This window comes from Blautia coccoides, from assembly GCF_034355335.1.
GTDB classification, from domain to species: domain Bacteria; phylum Bacillota; class Clostridia; order Lachnospirales; family Lachnospiraceae; genus Blautia; species Blautia producta.
Map to the genome: position 1 here is coordinate 2,278,136 of NZ_CP136422.1, position 16,438 is coordinate 2,294,573.

Sequence of the window (16,438 nt, forward strand, 5' to 3'; positions counted from 1 at the left end):
AGAAAGGAATGGTACAAAACATTGAAGAAAATAAGAAGCTATACCAGCATTTGGAGCGTGGAAAAGGTCATTTACGCTATCAACGACTTTCAGCTCCCGTTCCCCATCACATTTACACAGATGGCGTGGTTCGTGGTATCCCTGTTTGCGGTGATTGTATTTGCAGAGCTGCCGCCCCTGAACATGATTGACGGGGCGTTCCTCAAATACTTTGGTATCCCCGTGGCGGTGACGTGGTTCATGAGCCAGAAAACCTTTGACGGAAAGAAGCCCTACGGTTTCCTAAAATCCAGTATCAGCTACCTGCTTCGCCCGAAAGTGACCTATGCCGGGAAAACAGTGAAGCTGAAAACGGAATCATTAAATGTAGCCATTACGGCAGTTAGGAGTGATGTGTATGTTCCCCATTAAATATATCGAAAACAATCTGGTGTTCAACAATGACGGGGAGTGCTTTGCCTACTATGAGCTGATACCTTACAATTATTCGTTCCTGTCACCGGAGGAAAAGTACATGGTGCATGACAACTTGCGGCAGCTAATCGCACAGAACCGTGACGGGAAGATACACGCCTTGCAGATCAGCACCGAGTCCAGTATCCGGCAGACACAGGAACGCTCCAAAAAGGAGGTCACAGGCCGGCTTCGTGAGGTGGCTTGTGCAAAGATAGACGAACAGACCGAAGCGTTGGTTGAAATGATTGGGGAAAATCAGATTGACTACCGCTTTTTTCTTGGCTTTAAGCTGCTGGTGAACGAGGAAGAAATCAGCTTGAAGCACGCCGGAAAGTCCGCTGCCATGACCTTTGCCGACTTTCTCTACGAGGTCAACCACCAGCTCATGGGCGACTTTGTATCCATGAGCAATGATGAAATCGCCCGTTTCCAAAAGATGGAGAAACTCTTGGAGAGCAAAATCTCCCGCCGCTTTAAAATCCGGCGATTAGAAAAGCACGATTTTGGCTATCTAATCGAGCATATCTACGGGAAAACAGGCGTTGCCTATGAGGACTATGCCTACGACTTCCCGATAAAGAAGCTGAAAAAAGAAACATTGGTGAAGCGGTACGACCTTATCCGTCCGACACGCTGCCAGATCACGGAGAACCAGCGTTACTTAAAGCTGGACAGCGAGGAACAGACGACCTATGCCGCTTACTTCACCATCAACAATATCGTCGGGGAGCTGGACTTCCCATCTTCGGAAATCTTCTACTATCAGCAGCAACAATTCACGTTCCCCGTGTCCACGTCTATGAATGTAGAAATCGTCACCAACAAGAAAGCATTGACGACGGTAAGGAACAAGAAGAAAGAGCTGAAAGACTTGGACAATCACGCTTGGGAGTCCAACAACGAAACCAGCAACAACGTGGTGGACGCTCTGGACTCTGTAAATGAGCTGGAAACCACCTTAGACCAGTCCAAAGAGTCCATGTATAAGCTGTCCTACGTGGTGCGTGTGGCGGCAGACAGCTTGGACGAGCTGAAACGCCGCTGTGATGAAGTCAAGGACTTTTACGACGACCTCAATGTGAAGCTGGTGCGCCCGTTCGGGGATATGCTTGGTCTGCATGGGGAATTTCTTCCAGCCAGCAAGCGTTACATCAATGATTATATCCAGTACGTGACAAGCGATTTTCTGGCAGGTCTTGGATTTGGTGCGACCCAGCAGTTAGGGGAAAGCGACGGTATCTATATCGGCTATAACCTTGACACGGGCAGGAACGTCTATCTGAAACCGAGCCTTGCGGCACAGGGAGTCAAAGGCTCTGTGACAAATGCTCTTGCTGCGGCGTTCCTTGGTTCGCTTGGGGGCGGCAAGTCCTTTTGCAACAACCTCATTGTCTACTATGCGGTGCTGTTCGGCGGCAGTGCGGTCATAGTAGACCCAAAATCCGAGCGTGGGAACTGGAAAGAAACGCTGCCGGAGATTGCACATGAAATCAATATCGTGAACCTTACCAGTGAAGTAAGGAACAAAGGACTGCTTGACCCTTACGTGATTATGAAGAACTTAAAAGACGCTGAAAGCCTTGCAATCGACATTCTGACCTTTTTAACAGGTATCAGTAGCCGTGACGGTGAGAAGTTCCCGGTGCTTAGAAAGGCAATCCGCTCTGTGACACAGGGCAAAAGGCGAGGTCTTTTGTGCGTCATTGACGAGCTTCGGAAAGAGGACACGCCTGTTGCCAGCAACATAGCGGAGCATATCGAGAGCATGGTGGACTATGACTTTTCCCATCTGCTCTTTTCCGACGGTACGGTGGAACAGTCCATCAGCTTAGATAAGCAGCTCAACATTATACAGGTGGCTGATTTGGTGCTGCCAGACCGTGACACAGAGTCCTCCGAATACACAACAATGGAGCTGCTCTCCGTGGCTATGCTTATCGTTATCAGCACCTTTGCCCTCGACTATATCCACTCCGACCGGAGCATTTTTAAGATGGTGGATTTAGATGAAGCGTGGACGTTCTTGCAGGTGGCACAGGGCAAGGCTCTGTCCAACAAGCTGATACGTGCCGGACGTTCCATGAACGCCGCCGTTTATTTCGTGACACAGAACTCCGGCGACGTGGACGACGAGAAGATGAAAAACAATATCGGCTTAAAGTTTGCGTTCCGCTCCACGGACATAGGTGAGATCAAGAACACGCTGGAATTTTTCGGGGTGGACAAAGACGACGAGAACAACCAGAAGCGGCTACGGGATTTGGAGAACGGGCAATGCCTGTTTCAAGACCTCTACGGACGGGTGGGCGTTATCCAGATACATCCTGTCTTTGCCGACCTGTTCCACGCCTTTGACACCAGACCACCAATCCAGACAGAAGAAACGAGGTGAAGCCTATGCGTAAACATAAAATCCTGCGCTATGCAGGTATCACCCTCTTAGTCATTGTGGGTATCCTCGTTTTCCTGTCCATCACGGGTACGGTGGCTCATGCCGCCGGATTGGTGGACGACACGGTAGACGCTGCTAACCAGTATTCTAAGTATCTGCTGGAAAACTACCAGCTTGACTTCTACGTGGACAGCTCATGGGATTGGCTGCCTTGGAACTGGCTGGACGGTATCGGCAAGAGTATCCAGTACGGCTTGTACGCCATCACCAACTTTGTCTGGACAGTGAGTATGTATATCTCCAACGCCACAGGGTACGTGGTGCAGGAAGCCTATAAGCTGGACTTTATCTCCGATACCGCAAACGCAATCGGAACTAACATCCAGACCCTTGCCGGGGTAAATGCAGGCGGCTTCGCTGCACAGGGGTTCTATGTGGGTTTCCTGCTTATCCTTGTGCTGCTGGTGGGTATCTATGTGGCGTACACAGGTCTTATCAAGAGGGAAACCACAAAGGCTGTCCATGCAGTCGTCAACTTCCTTGTGGTATTCGTCCTGTCAGCGTCTTTTATCGCCTACGCTCCCAACTACATTACAAAAATCAATGACTTTTCCTCGGACATCAGCAGTGCGGCACTGTCACTGGGTACGAAAATCACCCTCCCCAACTCCGACAGTCAAGGGAAAGACAGTGTGGACTTGATACGTGACAGCCTGTTTTCCATACAGGTGCAGCAGCCTTGGCTGTTATTGCAGTACGGCAACTCCGATATGGAGGACTTGGGTGCAGACCGTGTAGAGAGTCTGCTCTCTGCCAGCCCGGACACCGACACCAGAGAGGATACGGTGATTGCGGAAATTGAGGACAAGGACAACCCGAACATGAGCGTCACAAAGACTATGAGCCGCTTGGGAACGGTGGTATTTCTGTTCCTGTTCAATATCGGTATTTCCGTCTTTGTATTCCTGCTTACGGGCATGATGATTTTCTCGCAAGTGTTGTTCATTATCTATGCTATGTTTCTGCCCGTGAGCTTCATTTTATCTATGATACCCTCTTACGAGGGCATGGCAAAGAAAGCAATCACAAAATTATTTAACACCATCATGATGAGGGCAGGCATTACCCTCATTATCACCGCCGCATTTAGCGTGAGTACCATGTTCTACGCTATCTCGGCAGGCTATCCATTCTTTATGATTGCCTTTTTGCAGATTGTCACCTTTGCAGGTATTTACTTTAAGCTGGGCGATTTGATGGGAATGTTCAGTTTGCAGTCCGGCGACGCACAGCAGGTCGGCAGGCGTATCCTCCGGCGACCTTATATGCTATTAAACAGAGGGGCAAGGCGCATGGAACATCGTGTCGGCAGGACGTTAGCCGCTGGCATGGCTGGCGGTGCGGTAGGTGCTGCGGCGGCTTCTGGCAGCCGTAAACCCGATACAAGGAAATCTGCGGACAGACAGAACCATGCCACAGGCAGCCGCCCCAACCACGATACAGGACAATCCGGCGATACCGCCACCTTTGGCAAGCGTGCTGGCTCTAAGGTGGGTGCGGTTCTGGATGCAAAGCAGAGAGTCAAGGATAAGGCACAGTCCGTCAAAGAACAGGTCAAAGATATGCCGATACAGGCAGGCTACGCCGTCCATTCCGTGAAAGAACGGGCAAAGGAAAACGTGTCCGACTTCAAGCGTGGCATGGTGGAGGAAAAAACCACCCGGCAGCAAGGACGGGCAGCAAAACAGGACAGCCACAGGCAGACCATAGCGGAAAAACGTATGGCAATGGAAAGAGCAAAACCTACAGGATCAGTGGCGAAAGGTACTGCCCCTGTCCATGAGCGACCAACCACAATGCCTGTATCCGGCGCAACGACAACACAGGCGACTGCTGCGAAAGGTGCAGCTCCTAAGACAGAGCCGACCAGCAAGGAACGTCCGGCGGCAGTATCCAGAGAAAGCTATGAGAAGCCGCCGCACACAAAAGGCAGAGAGCCAGCGGTAAAACCACAGGAACAGCGCACGCAAGTGGTACGGGAGTCTGGGGCACGTTCCCAGACAGTCAAAGAACCAACAAAGCCACAGGCGGTAAAAGAGCCTGTTCCTGCCGGAACTAAGACTATTCGACAAACCAATACACAGAAAACAAGCCGGAACATCCAGCGTAATACCGTAAAGAAATCCTCCACCCACACAACGAAGAAAGGACGGAAAAAATGAAGCTGCGGCATTTAGCACTGCTTGGTGGGATTTTCACGGTGATTATCAGTCTGCTATTGTTTCTTTTTATTGTCACAGCAGACGACGAGGAAAGCGGCGGCAGTTCCGGCTTTGACTATTCGGGCATGAACCTGTCAGCAGATGTCTTGAAACACCAGCCGACTGTGGAAAAATATGCGAAGCAATACGGCATTTCAGACTATGTGAATTACCTGCTTGCCATCATGCAGGTGGAGTCCGGCGGCACAGCGGTGGACGTTATGCAGTCCAGCGAGTCTTTAGGTCTGCCGCCCAACTCTTTAGGTACAGAGCAGTCCATTGAACAGGGATGTAAATATTTTGCTTCTCTGCTTGCTTCAGCAAAAGCAAAAGGCTGTGATATAAACACCGTCGTCCAGAGCTACAACTATGGCGGCGGTTTTATTGATTACGTGGCAAGCCACGGGAAAAAGTACACCTTTGAACTGGCGGTCAGCTTCGCAAGGGAGAAGTCCGGCGGTGTCAGAGTGACCTACAAGAATAAAATCTCCATCAAAGAAAATGGCGGCTGGCGGTACAAGTACGGAAATATGTTTTACGTCCGGCTGGTAGCACAATATCTGGCAGTACCTAATTTCAGCAATGCCACGGTACAAGCAATCTTCAATGAAGCTCTCAAATATCAAGGCTGGACGTATGTATTCGGGGGCGATAACCCGAACACCAGCTTTGATTGCAGCGGTCTGGTGCAGTGGTGCTATGGAAAGGCTGGTATCAGCCTGCCGAGGGTAGCGCAAGACCAGTACGACGCAACACAGCATATCCCACTGTCACAAGCGAAAGCTGGTGATTTGGTATTCTTCCACAGTACCTACAATGCCGGAACTTATGTCACCCATGTGGGGATATATGCAGGAAATAACCGTATGTATCACGCCGGAAACCCGATTGGCTATGCAGACCTCAACACTTCGTACTGGCAGCAACACATCATTGGTGCCGGACGTGTGAAATCCAACTAAGACAGAAAGGAAATGGTAACTATGAGATTGAAGAAAAAAGAGAAAGAAGCAAAACCCACCAAGGCTAAAAAAGTGCGTGTTCTAAAAGCAGGCACGCATAAGAAATCCGTGATTGCCCTGTGGCTGGTGCTGATTGCCAGCGTCAGCTTCGGGGTGTATAAGAATTTCACCGCCATTGATATACACACCGTCCATGAGAAAGAGGTCATAGAGCAGCGTATCGTGGATACCAACAAGATTGAAAACTTTGTCAAGGACTTTGCAAAAGCCTACTATTCATGGGGGAATAACAAAGAAGCCATTGAAGCAAGGACAAAAGCCATCAGTCAGTATCTAACAAAGAGCTTACAGGACTTGAATGTGGACACGGTGAGAAGTGACATTCCCACCAGTTCTGCGGTGAACGAGGTGAAAATCTGGAACTTGGAGCAGGCTGGCACAGACGAGTACACCGTCCTCTATTCGGTCGATCAGACCATTACAGAGGGCGACCAGACCAACCGCAATATTGCTGCTTACACGGTAGTAGTTCATGAGGATAGTGACGGGAACATAGTAATCACAAAGAACCCGACCATCAGCCGGATACCATCAAAATCCGGCTATGAGCCAAAGACAGCGGAAAGTGACGGAACGGTGGACTCTGCCACCACAGAGGAAGTGACCGAGTTCTTGGAAACATTCTTCAAGCTGTATCCGGTGGCTACGGACAAGGAGCTTTCCTACTATGTGGCTGGAAATGCGCTGAAACCTGTAAACACCGATTATCTGTACTCCGAGCTAATCAATCCGCTGTTTACAATGGATGGGGATAAGGTCAAGGTGTCGGTATCGGTGAAGTATCTCGACCAGAGAACAAAGGCAGCACAGATTTCACAGTTTGATTTGGTGCTGGCTGAAATAGATGGGAACTGGAAAATAGTAAAATAAATATTATTAAAAAGAGCGGAGATATATTTTCTTCGCTCTTTTCATTAGAATTCATTCAATTTATTTGTTTAAAATATAATAGATAAGCCCATACTTCCTAAACTTATTAACATAAAAAGTGAGCCAATTAAAGAAAGTAAATCAATGTCTGGATTTATCATAAATAACATACCGATTATCAAAGTGACTCCTTGCCAGATAGCAATTACGCCAGATAGCGATAATCCTATTGATAAAATGATAAACCCTATTGGCATTAGAATTAATAGTTTTACAACCCATATGTATCCCTTATTATCAAGTAATGTTTGTAAAGCAGGTAATGACTGATTAAAATCATTATCTGATAAACTATCAAATGCAGAGGGTACTAAGCATAAGGCACCTTTATCAGCAGCTAAAGCAACTGCACCTATAATGGATAGCGTTTCCCCTATTATACCAAATAGTTGATATTCAGCAGGTAATAAATTAGCCATATTTATAGCAAGATTGATTACCAATAAAGAACTTGCCAGTACAAGAACGTGTATTGTGTGTAATTTTTTATTGTGTCTGAATTCGGCTGCCCATGATTTAGCAGTTTTAGTGGGTTTCAGATTCAATAAATGTGGGTGTGAACCAAACGCATAGATATAAAGAAGTGGTAATGCTATTAAGCAAATAGCAAATGTAATTGATGTGAATTTCGTAATATTCATAGTTCCTCCTATTTTATATGAATGAATTCATTCATTTATATTAATACTACTTACATGTTTTGTCAAGACACTTGACATAGGTATACAATTAATTCATAATGAATATATTCATTAGAAATCTCAAGGAGGGGTCATATGCCACGGACAATCAAAAAACCCGAAGAACGTAGGCAAGAAATTATTGTAACTGCTTTAGAACTTTTTGCAGAAAATGGGTATGATAATACGACTATTCAAGATATTGCAAACAGACTAGGGATAGCAACTGGTTTATGCTATCGTTATTTTAAATCCAAACAAGATATATTTAGAGCTACTTCTGAATATTATGCACAACAAGCGATAGAGCATTTGTCTACGTCAACTGCGTCTAGTCTAACAGCAATAGAGGAACTTAATCTAATAATTAGGTCTTTGCTAGAATTTGCATTAAAGCATAATGAATTTGAAGCTAGTTATCATAAAGAACCCGAAATTAGCGCAAATCGTTTAGATCAACTTTCTATGCAAATTGTTGAAAGAATGATACCAATTATAAATAAAGGATGCAAAGAACAAACTTTTGTATGTGATGATGTAAAAAACACATCAATATTTTTAACCTTTGGAATTATGCACATGATTCACTTGGAAATGCCAATGATTAACGCAAAAAACTATATTCTCTCTTATGTTCCTTTAATAAAAGAGTTGTGCGTAAATGTTTTAAAAATCAAAGATGACGTTGAACTTGGTAGTGAATGGAATAATCTTTAAAAATTTGTATTTAACACAGGAGTATAATTGCTACCTGTGTTTTTTATTGACAAAACAATTTATGTACCGTATAATGTGAATGAATTCATTCACATTATAGGAGGTAATATTTTGTATCTTAACTTTATTTTTGCTTGGAGTTCTACTATAGGTTTAATCTTATTGTTTATTATCTACCCACTTAGAATTTATATTTCCGGAAATGATATAAAGAACAGAACATATCTTTTGAAAGTAAATAAGCTATTGCACAAAATACATAAAACTTTGGGTATTATTATCTTAATTCTTACTTTCATACATTGTAGACTTTCATCACAAAAATTAGGGGTTAATACGGGCACTTTATGTATAATATTGATGATTTTTATCTTAGGCTCATATTTATTTAAGAAGCAACTAAAAAATAAATGGCTAAAGATTCATAGGATGCTTACGATTATACTTCTTATTACTATAATACTGCATATTATCCTTACTCGTTTAACTTGATAGTATCGCATCTTATGATACGGAATATAAAGGTTAATTAGATAAAATAAGAAATGGAACGTAAAATTACGGCTAAAAAATACGAATGGTTATTATGCCCTATTTGTAACAATAAAACACGATTGAAAATCTGCTCTCTTTAGAGCTGCAAGCAAGAACAGATTTTTTATTTTCCTTGACAATCCTATCTTTAAGCAGTAAAATCAAATCACAATTCAAACATTGTTTGAAAATATATTCGATATCATGAAAGGATAGGATCTGCCCATGAAAAATGACACTAAGAATTTGATTATTGATACGGCTATTATGTTGATTAAGGAGGTTGAGAAAGAACCAGAAAACATTACCATTAGGGATATAAGCAAAAGAGCTGGAATTGCTGTAAGTCAAATCAATTATCACTTCCAGACAAAGGAAAACTTGCTATCGCAATGTGCTCAAAAAATGATTAGTAATGTTATAGGAAAATTTGATGATTGCCTTACAGAAATGTCTTGTATGACGACTTTTGAGGGATTGGAGAATATGGTTAATCTTACATTCACCTATCTGTATGAAAATGAAAACTTAGCAAGAATTTCAATCTTATCAGACCACAGAACTCCGTCACCCACAGATAACACTAATCAGACAATGAATGTTTATAAACCTTTAGTGGATAAAGTGTGTACTGAAAAAGGCATTACAAATTCTCCATTGGTGGAAATACTTTTAATGCAGTCTTTACAAGGTGTTTTTCTTAGGACTGATGTTATTAAAACTGAACTAGGGGTAAACCTTAGAAATCCAGAAGAAAGGAGAAAATTCCTTCATGAAGTTTTAGAGAGATTTTTCACAGGTATATGATTATGTCAAAGAAAAAAAAGTGTGTGATTATTCTATTACTTTTATGTGTTTTATTTTTTCTGATTGGAGGTTTGTTTATGCACAAAAAGATGGTTAAGGAAGAAATGTTTGCTTCACAAGATATTGACGCTATTTTATTAGACGGAAATATAGCTGATATTACAATAACGCAAAGCAGGACGAACGATTTGAAAATAAAGCAATATTCAATGAAAAAAATCGAAAAGTCTATGGAATATCAGTCGGAAATAAGTAATGGTGCTCTTAATATTAAAGACAATTCTGATCAAGTAGATTGGTTTATGGGAATTAAGGGAAGTGCTGGTATTTCATATGAAATCCAAATACCCATTGATAAAACGATTGAATTGAAGATTAATTTGAACAAAGGAAACATACAACTTGCAGATGGAACACTTAGCAGTGTAGATATTGTAATAAATAAGAGCGGTAATATTGAACTTGATAACATTGCCTTGAAAAACAATTCAGAAATTTATACATGTGCAGGAAACATTGATATAAAGTTTAGCTCTGATAGTGAAAATTTTGAAGTAAATGCTATTGTCACATCTGGAAACAGGTATATTGATAAGAGATATTCTAAGGGCGACTATCTACTTAAAGTGCGAAGCGACAAAGGAAATATTACAGTAAAATAGATTACAAGAAATGAGGTGATATTTTTATGAATGATACTGAATGGATACTTTGCCCTATTTGTGGAAATAAAACCCGTTTGAAAATTCGTATAGATACGCAATTAAGGAATTTTCCACTGTTTTGCCCAAAATGTAAACAGGAAAAGTTAATCAATGTCAGTAAGTTGAAAATAACAGTTGTTAAAGAGCCAGACACTAAGATGCAGAGCCGATAATTTAGAGGATTTCAGACCTCATAGATTATCGGCTCATTTTTATTGCCTGTCACCGTATCCAGTATGATTGGCAGGTAAATAAAAATGGAGGAACTAATCTTCCCCCACTTCCTTTGATTTGATGATACCAGCAGCGACACTTTCCATGATAACCATATCTTTGTCGTCAAAAGTATCAAGCTGTTGTTCCAACTGTCTGCGGCGAGTGCTTTTCACTTTATCGCCGGACGGGAGGAAAATTTCATCAACGGACACATTGAGTAAAGTTACAAGGTCGTAAAACACCTGTAAACTTGGGTGCTGCCCTTTATTTTCAATGTTTGTCAGATAGCGTGGGTCAATTTCAATTTTTGCTCCCACCTGTTCACGGGTCAGACCTTGTTTCATTCTTGCTGCTTTAATGGCAAGTCCAAAGGCTCTGAAATCGTACTTATCTTCTGTTTTACGCATATTTAATCACCTCACTACATTTTACTGTTCCTAAAGAATTTGTAACAGGTACAGTAAAACGTATTGTAAGGTTTATCAGTTCCTATGAAAAGGTGAACAATAAATATATATGCTGCTTGGCGGTAATAAAAAAAACCGTTGTCAGCAGTAATGCTTTTATATGCCCTTTTCGATAAAACGACGGTTCATACAGCCGCCGTTTTATTTTTTTCCTAACGGTGGACAAACTACTGGATGGTTTTGTTTTAGCGGCTTTAGGAGGTAGCCGCATGGAACGCCTGCATATTCGACAACATTCGACCATTGGTAAACCGTTAAAAAAATCCGTTTAATTTCTGCGGTATTTTATACTCCTGTATGTGGTTTTTCACATCATATAGCAGGAACAATTTGGAAAGCACAAGATCAATACGTCAGTATTGCCCTTGTGCTTTTTTGCTGCACAAAACTTTTTAAAAAAGTTTTTGCGGTTGGGTATCAAATCCCACCTCTCACGGTGAGTGTTAGTGCGAAAAGAGGTAGAAACCTTTTCGCTTTAGCAACTTTCGCTGGAAAGGAGGTGAGATTATGAAACCATCTTCTTTCGAGGACGCTATCAGACTTCAATTTGATTGTCTGGCTCGCAAGGTTGTAGCTCGGACTGTAAAGAACTATGACCGGGAGCTTGGCAGACGTGCAAGACGTGAAACGTCGTTTTGTGAATTATCTGAAATGGAATTAAACCATATCGGTGTCATGGACGAGTATTCCGTTGAGTTTACGTCATTTGACGTATTTGGTTCAGAAGTCCGTATTTATGATGAACGCTTATGTGAAGCCATCAAAAAATTAACAGAAAGCCGACGTAACATTCTGCTTATGTCCTACTTTCTTGAAATGACCGACGCTGAAATTGCAGAGGTCATGGAAATGGAGCGTTTTTCCATTTGTAGAAACAGGCTGCACACATTAAAGCTCATTAAGGATATGTACGAGGAGGAATGAAAACATGATGAAGTCTACAAAAAAGTGTCCGTCATTCTCTGCCATCAGCTCTGCTGCTGACGGTGACGAGGTGGCAATCGAAAAAATTTTGAACCATTATGACGCTTACATATCAAAAGCCAGCCTACGCCCGTTCTATGACGAACACGGGAATATGTATATCGTGGTTGATATGGAATTGAAAGGCAGGATAAGGGCAGCATTAATAAAAGCAATTTTAGGGTTTGAAATCAAAGTGAAATAAATGGTATTCGGGAGTATCCTACCACCTCATTTCAGCTCCCCGAATTATAGCTCCTTGAAAATTGAATAAGGTAATCAAATACTTTAGATATGTACCGAGCCTGCGGACAAATACGCCATGACCTTACACTTGTAAGTGAGCGATACCTATTTGTGTTCCACAAGCGACCTCTGGAACGGTCGTGAGCCATGACGTTACATATCCGACAATGATACTCCTATATAGCCTTAGCTTGAGCGTTTGAAGCGTCGCACGCAAAGGGTATAGCTGCACTGTGTATGCAGGGGTGGAACTCCCGTGAGCCGCTAGGCTGTTTGATTACCTCTTTGTATCTTGTTGGGAGGTATTGTAATGGAACAGAAAATTACAACTAACGATACCTACCGTATTATGTTCAATAACTACCCAGATGTAGTAAGTGTGGAACAAATGAGTGAAATGCTTGGAATAAGCACGAAAACAGCTTATAACTTGCTTCGTAAAAATAAAATCATGTGTTTTAAGATTGGAAGAACCTATAAAATTCCAAAGCTCAACATTCTGCACTACATGGATATTATCTAAAAATCTATTGCGTCTGTTATTGCCAGCAGTCATTGAACCTGTTATACTTGATCCAGTCAGTGATAGGTGAAATGACTGCTATTATTTTAGGAGGAACTAATATGGTAGCAGGACACTTACGAAAACAAAATGGATATTTCCAGATGATTTTAAGTTATAAAGACAGCACTGGCAAAAGACGTACAAAGTCAATTAGTACAGGACTTCCCATAAAGGGAAATCAGAAGCGTGCAGAAGCTATGCTCTTAGAAACCAGAAAGAATTTCAACCCAGAGGACGCTATGACAGATAAGAACACTCTGTTTAGCAAATTTCTTGAAAAGTGGCTGAAAGCCAATCTGAAAAGCATAGACACAGAAACATACGCTTTATACTCATACAATGTGAAAATGTTTCTTATTCCGTATTTTGAAAAGTCAGAGGTTCGTATCTGTGATTTGAAAACTTCGGATATTGAGTGCTATTACAATTACGAGAAAAGCGACCACCACGCTTCAAAAACAGTTATCTTGCAGCTACATGAAATAATCAGAATTGCTCTTGATTATGCGGTAGAGCTTGAATGGATTGACACCAACCCGGCAAAGGATATTAACCCTGCCACAGATGAAGTGGCTATATTGTTCACGGACTTCATGTTAGAATGGCTAGAAATGATGAAATCCTGTGTAGAAGAAACAACCTTTGCTTCTTACACTTCAATGGTGAAAAAACGCATTGTACCCTACTTCTTAGAAAAAAGATATACACTTAATGAGATGGAGGAAAACCCAAAATACATTCAAGAATATTATCAATACGAATTGAACTTGGGTCTGTCAGCAAATACCGTTATTCACCGACACGCTAATATCCGAAAGGCTTTGCAATATGCTTTTCAAATTGGGTTGATAAAATCAAATCCGGCAGACCGTATCGAGCGTCCGAAAAAAGAGAAATATGTAGCTTCTTACTACAACACAGAAGAACTTGACACCTTATTTAAGGTTTCAAAAGACGATCCTATGGAGCTGGCTATTATATTAGCGGCTTTCTATGGTTTGCGTCGAAGTGAAGTGGTAGGATTGAAATGGAATGCTATCGACTTTGAACGTAAAACAATTACAATACAGTATACTGTAACAGAAGCGAATTTGAATGACGGACGAGGAAATGTCATAATTGAAAAAGAACGTACAAAGTCCAAAACCAGCCGACGCACTCTGCCGCTGGTAAAACCGTTTGAGGATTTGCTAATCAGAATGTATCTGGAACAGAAGAAAAACAGAAAACTGTGCGGTGATTGCTATTGTACTGATTATCTGGATTTTATCTACGTTAATGAAATTGGGGAAAGAGTAAAACCCGGTTATTTAACACAACACTTTCCATTGCTGCTGAAAAAGCATAATTTGAGGAAAATAAGGTTTCACGATTTAAGACATAGCTGTGCAAGTCTGTTATATGCAAATGGCGTTAGCTTGAAGCAGATACAGGAATGGCTAGGTCACAGTGATATTTCTACAACCTCAAATATTTATACTCACTTAGATTATAGCAGCAAGGTATCATCCGCTAATGCGATACTGTCCGTATTCCCGTCTAAAACGCCATCAGAGCAACAAAAGGCGGTCGGATAAGGTTTTATTGTGTAGACAACAAAAAAGCTCTCTAGCGTGAGCTAAAGAGCTGAATTTTCTGGTGCCGCTGATGGGACTCGAACCCATATGGTTTCCCGTACGATTTTGAGTCGTATGCGTCTGCCAGTTCCGCCACAGCGGCTTATATTTCAAATCCTGTGGTTCTTGTATATCTTATCCGATTTTGGAGGGATATGCAAGAGGGATATTGAAAACTAAGCTAATTATTAAGTTGTCTAAACCCTTGATTTATCAAGGAATATGCAAAGCACCTATAAAGTACACGCATTGGATTTTGAGTCAAGTGCGTCTGCCAATTCCGCCACAGCGGCTCGTTCTCACGAACCGAAATTAATATTACCATATAATTTTACACCATGCAAGTGTTTTTGCTCAATTTGCCACAAAAACTTTACAAAATTATACTGGAATCGCCCTGCCTTCCAGAGGAGTAGGAAGGCAGGGCGGTTTCCGGGGGGTGGCAGATACACGCTAAAAGACTTCTTTGCTGTAAGCTGCGATTTCTTCACTGAGAGTTTCATAGACTCCCGGGAATGTACTGATATCAAGCCCCTGAGAGGCACAGGGGATGAAATAGAGTTTGCCGTTTTCATCGCAGGCACGGCGTACTTCTTTTTTGATGACATCTCTGGACCAGCCTGGGAAATCCACTTTGGCGCTGTCGATACCGCCCATAAAGGATATCTGTCCGCCGTATTTTTTGATCAGTTCTGGTATATTGTTGGTAGTCATAACGCCCTGCCAGATATCAATCCCCATCTCTATCATATAAGGTACCAGTGTTGCCGCGTAGGAATCGGAGTGGTGCACAATAAGTTCCACGCCGTTGTCACGGTATCTCTTGTAAATCTTCTTATAAGCCGGCAGGAAGAACTCTTCAAACATAGCCGGGGAGATGAAGGTGGAGGTCTGTGTTCCCCAGTCATCATGGTGGAAGAGGGCGTCCGGTTTCAGATATTTGCAGACCTTATCCGCGTACTCCAGCTCCCAGTCCGTGAGATAGTCGATCAGCTCGTGCATGGCTTCCGGCTCTTCGATAAAGTTCATCATAGTCTGGGGAATATCCATCAGATGATGGCACTGTTCAAAAAGTCCCGGATACATAACAGCAGATACAAAATATTCATTTCTGTCCACAGATTCCACTTCTTTTATATAAGGCTCCCATTCGGAATCCGGATAGTCAAGGCTTGGAGCATGAACGAATTCTCTCCAGCGTGTCACATCTTTGAGTACCAGGTGCTCGTCATCGTGGACCGGGAAATCACCGGGCGTGCCTTTGGGCCAGGAAAATGTAATGCCCCAGCCATTTACGGCGTTTATAACACCTTCTTCCAGTACAGGACCGTTATGCAGATCAAAGAAAGGATTGCCGTAAACAAGGTGCAGAAATTCATATTGGTTCACAAAACGGTCAGGATGTCCTCCGCGGATCGTTTCCAGTAAATTTTGTCTTTTTGTCAGCATAATAAAAACCTCCCTATATAGTCAAGTGTTTTTTCCTTATTTTTCAAGGAATTTTTAGTTACATATCTCAGATGAATGAGCCGTGAAGATGGGTATTTCTGTGTATCTGGTACGAAAATAGCTGATTTTGGGCATACAAAATAAAACGTCTCATTATTCCGCTTTATATGGCCTTGTGTATGCCCCTCCATCTATGGCAGCTTACCTCCCGTGTCTACCAGGATCATCCCACCTGTCGGTGTGAGTCCTAACTTCCTTCGTTCTGCCTGCCCATATCCAGGGTGTCAGCTTAGCTCCTTTGCAGGGTCTTGCCCTATGGTATTTATTTCTGCCGACTACTGGCTCATTCTTTATTTTAAGTCTTACTGACCTGTTAATATCCTTCCTGTACCGGCACCTTTCGGTGGACGTTT

17 protein-coding genes and 1 tRNA gene are annotated in these 16,438 nt (G+C 42.5%); 14 read left to right on the forward strand and 4 right to left on the reverse strand.

Going from position 1 to position 16,438, the window contains the following annotated elements:
• The first annotated feature begins 21 nt into the window (after positions 1 to 21).
• The 5 genes from BLCOC_RS10040 to BLCOC_RS10060 are packed head-to-tail and all read left to right on the forward strand — an operon-like array spanning position 22 to position 7,001.
• The gene (locus BLCOC_RS10040) at positions 22 to 411 is read left to right on the forward strand and encodes a conjugal transfer protein (RefSeq protein WP_115625212.1); all 390 of its coding nucleotides are present in this window, start codon (positions 22 to 24) and stop codon (positions 409 to 411) included.
• The gene (gene tcpF, locus BLCOC_RS10045; protein ID WP_115625213.1) at positions 398 to 2,848 is read left to right on the forward strand and encodes a conjugal transfer ATPase TcpF; all 2,451 of its coding nucleotides are present in this window, start codon (positions 398 to 400) and stop codon (positions 2,846 to 2,848) included. Before BLCOC_RS10040 ends, tcpF begins: the two co-directional genes overlap by 14 nt.
• A gap of 5 nt (positions 2,849 to 2,853) precedes the next feature.
• Entirely contained in the window at positions 2,854 to 5,070 is a 2,217-nt protein-coding gene (locus tag BLCOC_RS10050) for a CD3337/EF1877 family mobilome membrane protein (protein WP_115625214.1), read from the forward strand.
• Positions 5,067 to 6,071 (forward strand): bifunctional lytic transglycosylase/C40 family peptidase, encoded by a 1,005-nt coding sequence (locus tag BLCOC_RS10055; RefSeq protein ID WP_115625215.1) that lies wholly within the window; start codon positions 5,067 to 5,069, stop codon positions 6,069 to 6,071. Before BLCOC_RS10050 ends, BLCOC_RS10055 begins: the two co-directional genes overlap by 4 nt.
• A 21-nt stretch (positions 6,072 to 6,092) precedes the next feature.
• A complete protein-coding gene (locus tag BLCOC_RS10060; protein WP_115625216.1) occupies positions 6,093 to 7,001 on the forward strand; it encodes a conjugal transfer protein in 909 nt (302 codons plus the stop codon).
• Positions 7,002 to 7,069: 68 nt separating this feature from the next.
• Here the strand turns inward: BLCOC_RS10060 and BLCOC_RS10065 are convergent, their stop codons facing one another.
• Positions 7,070 to 7,702: a hypothetical protein gene (locus BLCOC_RS10065; protein WP_115625217.1), complete on the reverse strand. Its 633-nt coding sequence runs from the start codon at positions 7,700 to 7,702 to the stop codon at positions 7,070 to 7,072.
• A gap of 135 nt (positions 7,703 to 7,837) precedes the next feature.
• Here BLCOC_RS10065 and BLCOC_RS10070 point away from each other — a divergent pair, with 135 nt between their 5' ends.
• From BLCOC_RS10070 to BLCOC_RS10085, 5 genes are all read left to right on the forward strand, one after another.
• Positions 7,838 to 8,458: a TetR/AcrR family transcriptional regulator gene (locus BLCOC_RS10070; protein WP_115625218.1), complete on the forward strand. Its 621-nt coding sequence runs from the start codon at positions 7,838 to 7,840 to the stop codon at positions 8,456 to 8,458.
• Positions 8,459 to 9,003: 545 nt separating this feature from the next.
• Entirely contained in the window at positions 9,004 to 9,093 is a 90-nt protein-coding gene (locus BLCOC_RS27760; protein ID WP_115625220.1) for a cysteine-rich KTR domain-containing protein, read from the forward strand.
• Between the two features lie 124 nt (positions 9,094 to 9,217).
• Entirely contained in the window at positions 9,218 to 9,799 is a 582-nt protein-coding gene (locus BLCOC_RS10075) for a TetR/AcrR family transcriptional regulator (RefSeq protein WP_115625221.1), read from the forward strand.
• Between the two features lie 77 nt (positions 9,800 to 9,876).
• Entirely contained in the window at positions 9,877 to 10,461 is a 585-nt protein-coding gene (locus BLCOC_RS10080; protein ID WP_165907322.1) for a DUF4097 family beta strand repeat-containing protein, read from the forward strand.
• A 26-nt stretch (positions 10,462 to 10,487) separates the two neighbouring features.
• Positions 10,488 to 10,676 (forward strand): cysteine-rich KTR domain-containing protein, encoded by a 189-nt coding sequence (locus BLCOC_RS10085; protein ID WP_115625223.1) that lies wholly within the window; start codon positions 10,488 to 10,490, stop codon positions 10,674 to 10,676.
• A gap of 93 nt (positions 10,677 to 10,769) precedes the next feature.
• Here BLCOC_RS10085 and BLCOC_RS10090 read toward each other — a convergent pair whose 3' ends face one another.
• The gene (locus BLCOC_RS10090; RefSeq protein ID WP_066734080.1) at positions 10,770 to 11,126 is read right to left on the reverse strand and encodes a helix-turn-helix domain-containing protein; all 357 of its coding nucleotides are present in this window, start codon (positions 11,124 to 11,126) and stop codon (positions 10,770 to 10,772) included.
• Positions 11,127 to 11,693: 567 nt separating this feature from the next.
• Here BLCOC_RS10090 and BLCOC_RS10095 point away from each other — a divergent pair.
• The 4 genes from BLCOC_RS10095 to BLCOC_RS10110 all read left to right on the forward strand — a co-directional run bounded on the left by BLCOC_RS10095 (position 11,694) and on the right by BLCOC_RS10110 (position 14,537).
• Complete coding sequence (locus BLCOC_RS10095; RefSeq protein WP_115625224.1) at positions 11,694 to 12,110, forward strand: sigma factor-like helix-turn-helix DNA-binding protein; 417 nt, start codon at positions 11,694 to 11,696, stop codon at positions 12,108 to 12,110.
• A 4-nt stretch (positions 12,111 to 12,114) separates the two neighbouring features.
• Positions 12,115 to 12,354 (forward strand): helix-turn-helix domain-containing protein, encoded by a 240-nt coding sequence (locus BLCOC_RS10100; RefSeq protein WP_115625225.1) that lies wholly within the window; start codon positions 12,115 to 12,117, stop codon positions 12,352 to 12,354.
• A 351-nt stretch (positions 12,355 to 12,705) separates the two neighbouring features.
• A complete protein-coding gene (locus tag BLCOC_RS10105; RefSeq protein WP_115625226.1) occupies positions 12,706 to 12,918 on the forward strand; it encodes a helix-turn-helix domain-containing protein in 213 nt (70 codons plus the stop codon).
• A gap of 101 nt (positions 12,919 to 13,019) precedes the next feature.
• Positions 13,020 to 14,537 carry a tyrosine-type recombinase/integrase gene (locus BLCOC_RS10110; RefSeq protein WP_115625227.1) on the forward strand — a complete coding sequence of 506 codons (1,518 nt, stop codon included), beginning with the start codon at positions 13,020 to 13,022 and terminating at the stop codon, positions 14,535 to 14,537.
• Positions 14,538 to 14,596: 59 nt separating this feature from the next.
• On the opposite strand, the gene BLCOC_RS10115 is transcribed toward BLCOC_RS10110, so the two are convergent.
• Both BLCOC_RS10115 and BLCOC_RS10120 read right to left on the reverse strand, forming a co-directional pair.
• A tRNA-Leu gene (locus BLCOC_RS10115) sits at positions 14,597 to 14,679 on the reverse strand.
• A gap of 350 nt (positions 14,680 to 15,029) precedes the next feature.
• Positions 15,030 to 16,025: a uroporphyrinogen decarboxylase family protein gene (locus BLCOC_RS10120; RefSeq protein WP_018595041.1), complete on the reverse strand. Its 996-nt coding sequence runs from the start codon at positions 16,023 to 16,025 to the stop codon at positions 15,030 to 15,032.
• Positions 16,026 to 16,438 lie beyond the last annotated feature (413 nt).

What these genes read in the sequence shown, in the direction of transcription:
- tcpF (WP_115625213.1), top strand. Translation starts at nt 398, where the DNA reads ATGTTCCCCATTAAATATATCGAAAACAATCTGGTGTTCAACAATGAC.
- BLCOC_RS10050 (WP_115625214.1), top strand. Translation starts at nt 2,854, where the DNA reads ATGCGTAAACATAAAATCCTGCGCTATGCAGGTATCACCCTCTTAGTC.
- BLCOC_RS10055 (WP_115625215.1), top strand. Translation starts at nt 5,067, where the DNA reads ATGAAGCTGCGGCATTTAGCACTGCTTGGTGGGATTTTCACGGTGATT.
- BLCOC_RS10060 (WP_115625216.1), top strand. Translation starts at nt 6,093, where the DNA reads ATGAGATTGAAGAAAAAAGAGAAAGAAGCAAAACCCACCAAGGCTAAA.
- BLCOC_RS10065 (WP_115625217.1), bottom strand. Translation starts at nt 7,702, where the DNA reads ATGAATATTACGAAATTCACATCAATTACATTTGCTATTTGCTTAATA.
- BLCOC_RS10070 (WP_115625218.1), top strand. Translation starts at nt 7,838, where the DNA reads ATGCCACGGACAATCAAAAAACCCGAAGAACGTAGGCAAGAAATTATT.
- BLCOC_RS27760 (WP_115625220.1), top strand. Translation starts at nt 9,004, where the DNA reads ATGGAACGTAAAATTACGGCTAAAAAATACGAATGGTTATTATGCCCT.
- BLCOC_RS10075 (WP_115625221.1), top strand. Translation starts at nt 9,218, where the DNA reads ATGAAAAATGACACTAAGAATTTGATTATTGATACGGCTATTATGTTG.
- BLCOC_RS10080 (WP_165907322.1), top strand. Translation starts at nt 9,877, where the DNA reads ATGCACAAAAAGATGGTTAAGGAAGAAATGTTTGCTTCACAAGATATT.
- BLCOC_RS10085 (WP_115625223.1), top strand. Translation starts at nt 10,488, where the DNA reads ATGAATGATACTGAATGGATACTTTGCCCTATTTGTGGAAATAAAACC.
- BLCOC_RS10090 (WP_066734080.1), bottom strand. Translation starts at nt 11,126, where the DNA reads ATGCGTAAAACAGAAGATAAGTACGATTTCAGAGCCTTTGGACTTGCC.
- BLCOC_RS10095 (WP_115625224.1), top strand. Translation starts at nt 11,694, where the DNA reads ATGAAACCATCTTCTTTCGAGGACGCTATCAGACTTCAATTTGATTGT.
- BLCOC_RS10100 (WP_115625225.1), top strand. Translation starts at nt 12,115, where the DNA reads ATGATGAAGTCTACAAAAAAGTGTCCGTCATTCTCTGCCATCAGCTCT.
- BLCOC_RS10105 (WP_115625226.1), top strand. Translation starts at nt 12,706, where the DNA reads ATGGAACAGAAAATTACAACTAACGATACCTACCGTATTATGTTCAAT.
- BLCOC_RS10110 (WP_115625227.1), top strand. Translation starts at nt 13,020, where the DNA reads ATGGTAGCAGGACACTTACGAAAACAAAATGGATATTTCCAGATGATT.
- BLCOC_RS10120 (WP_018595041.1), bottom strand. Translation starts at nt 16,025, where the DNA reads ATGCTGACAAAAAGACAAAATTTACTGGAAACGATCCGCGGAGGACAT.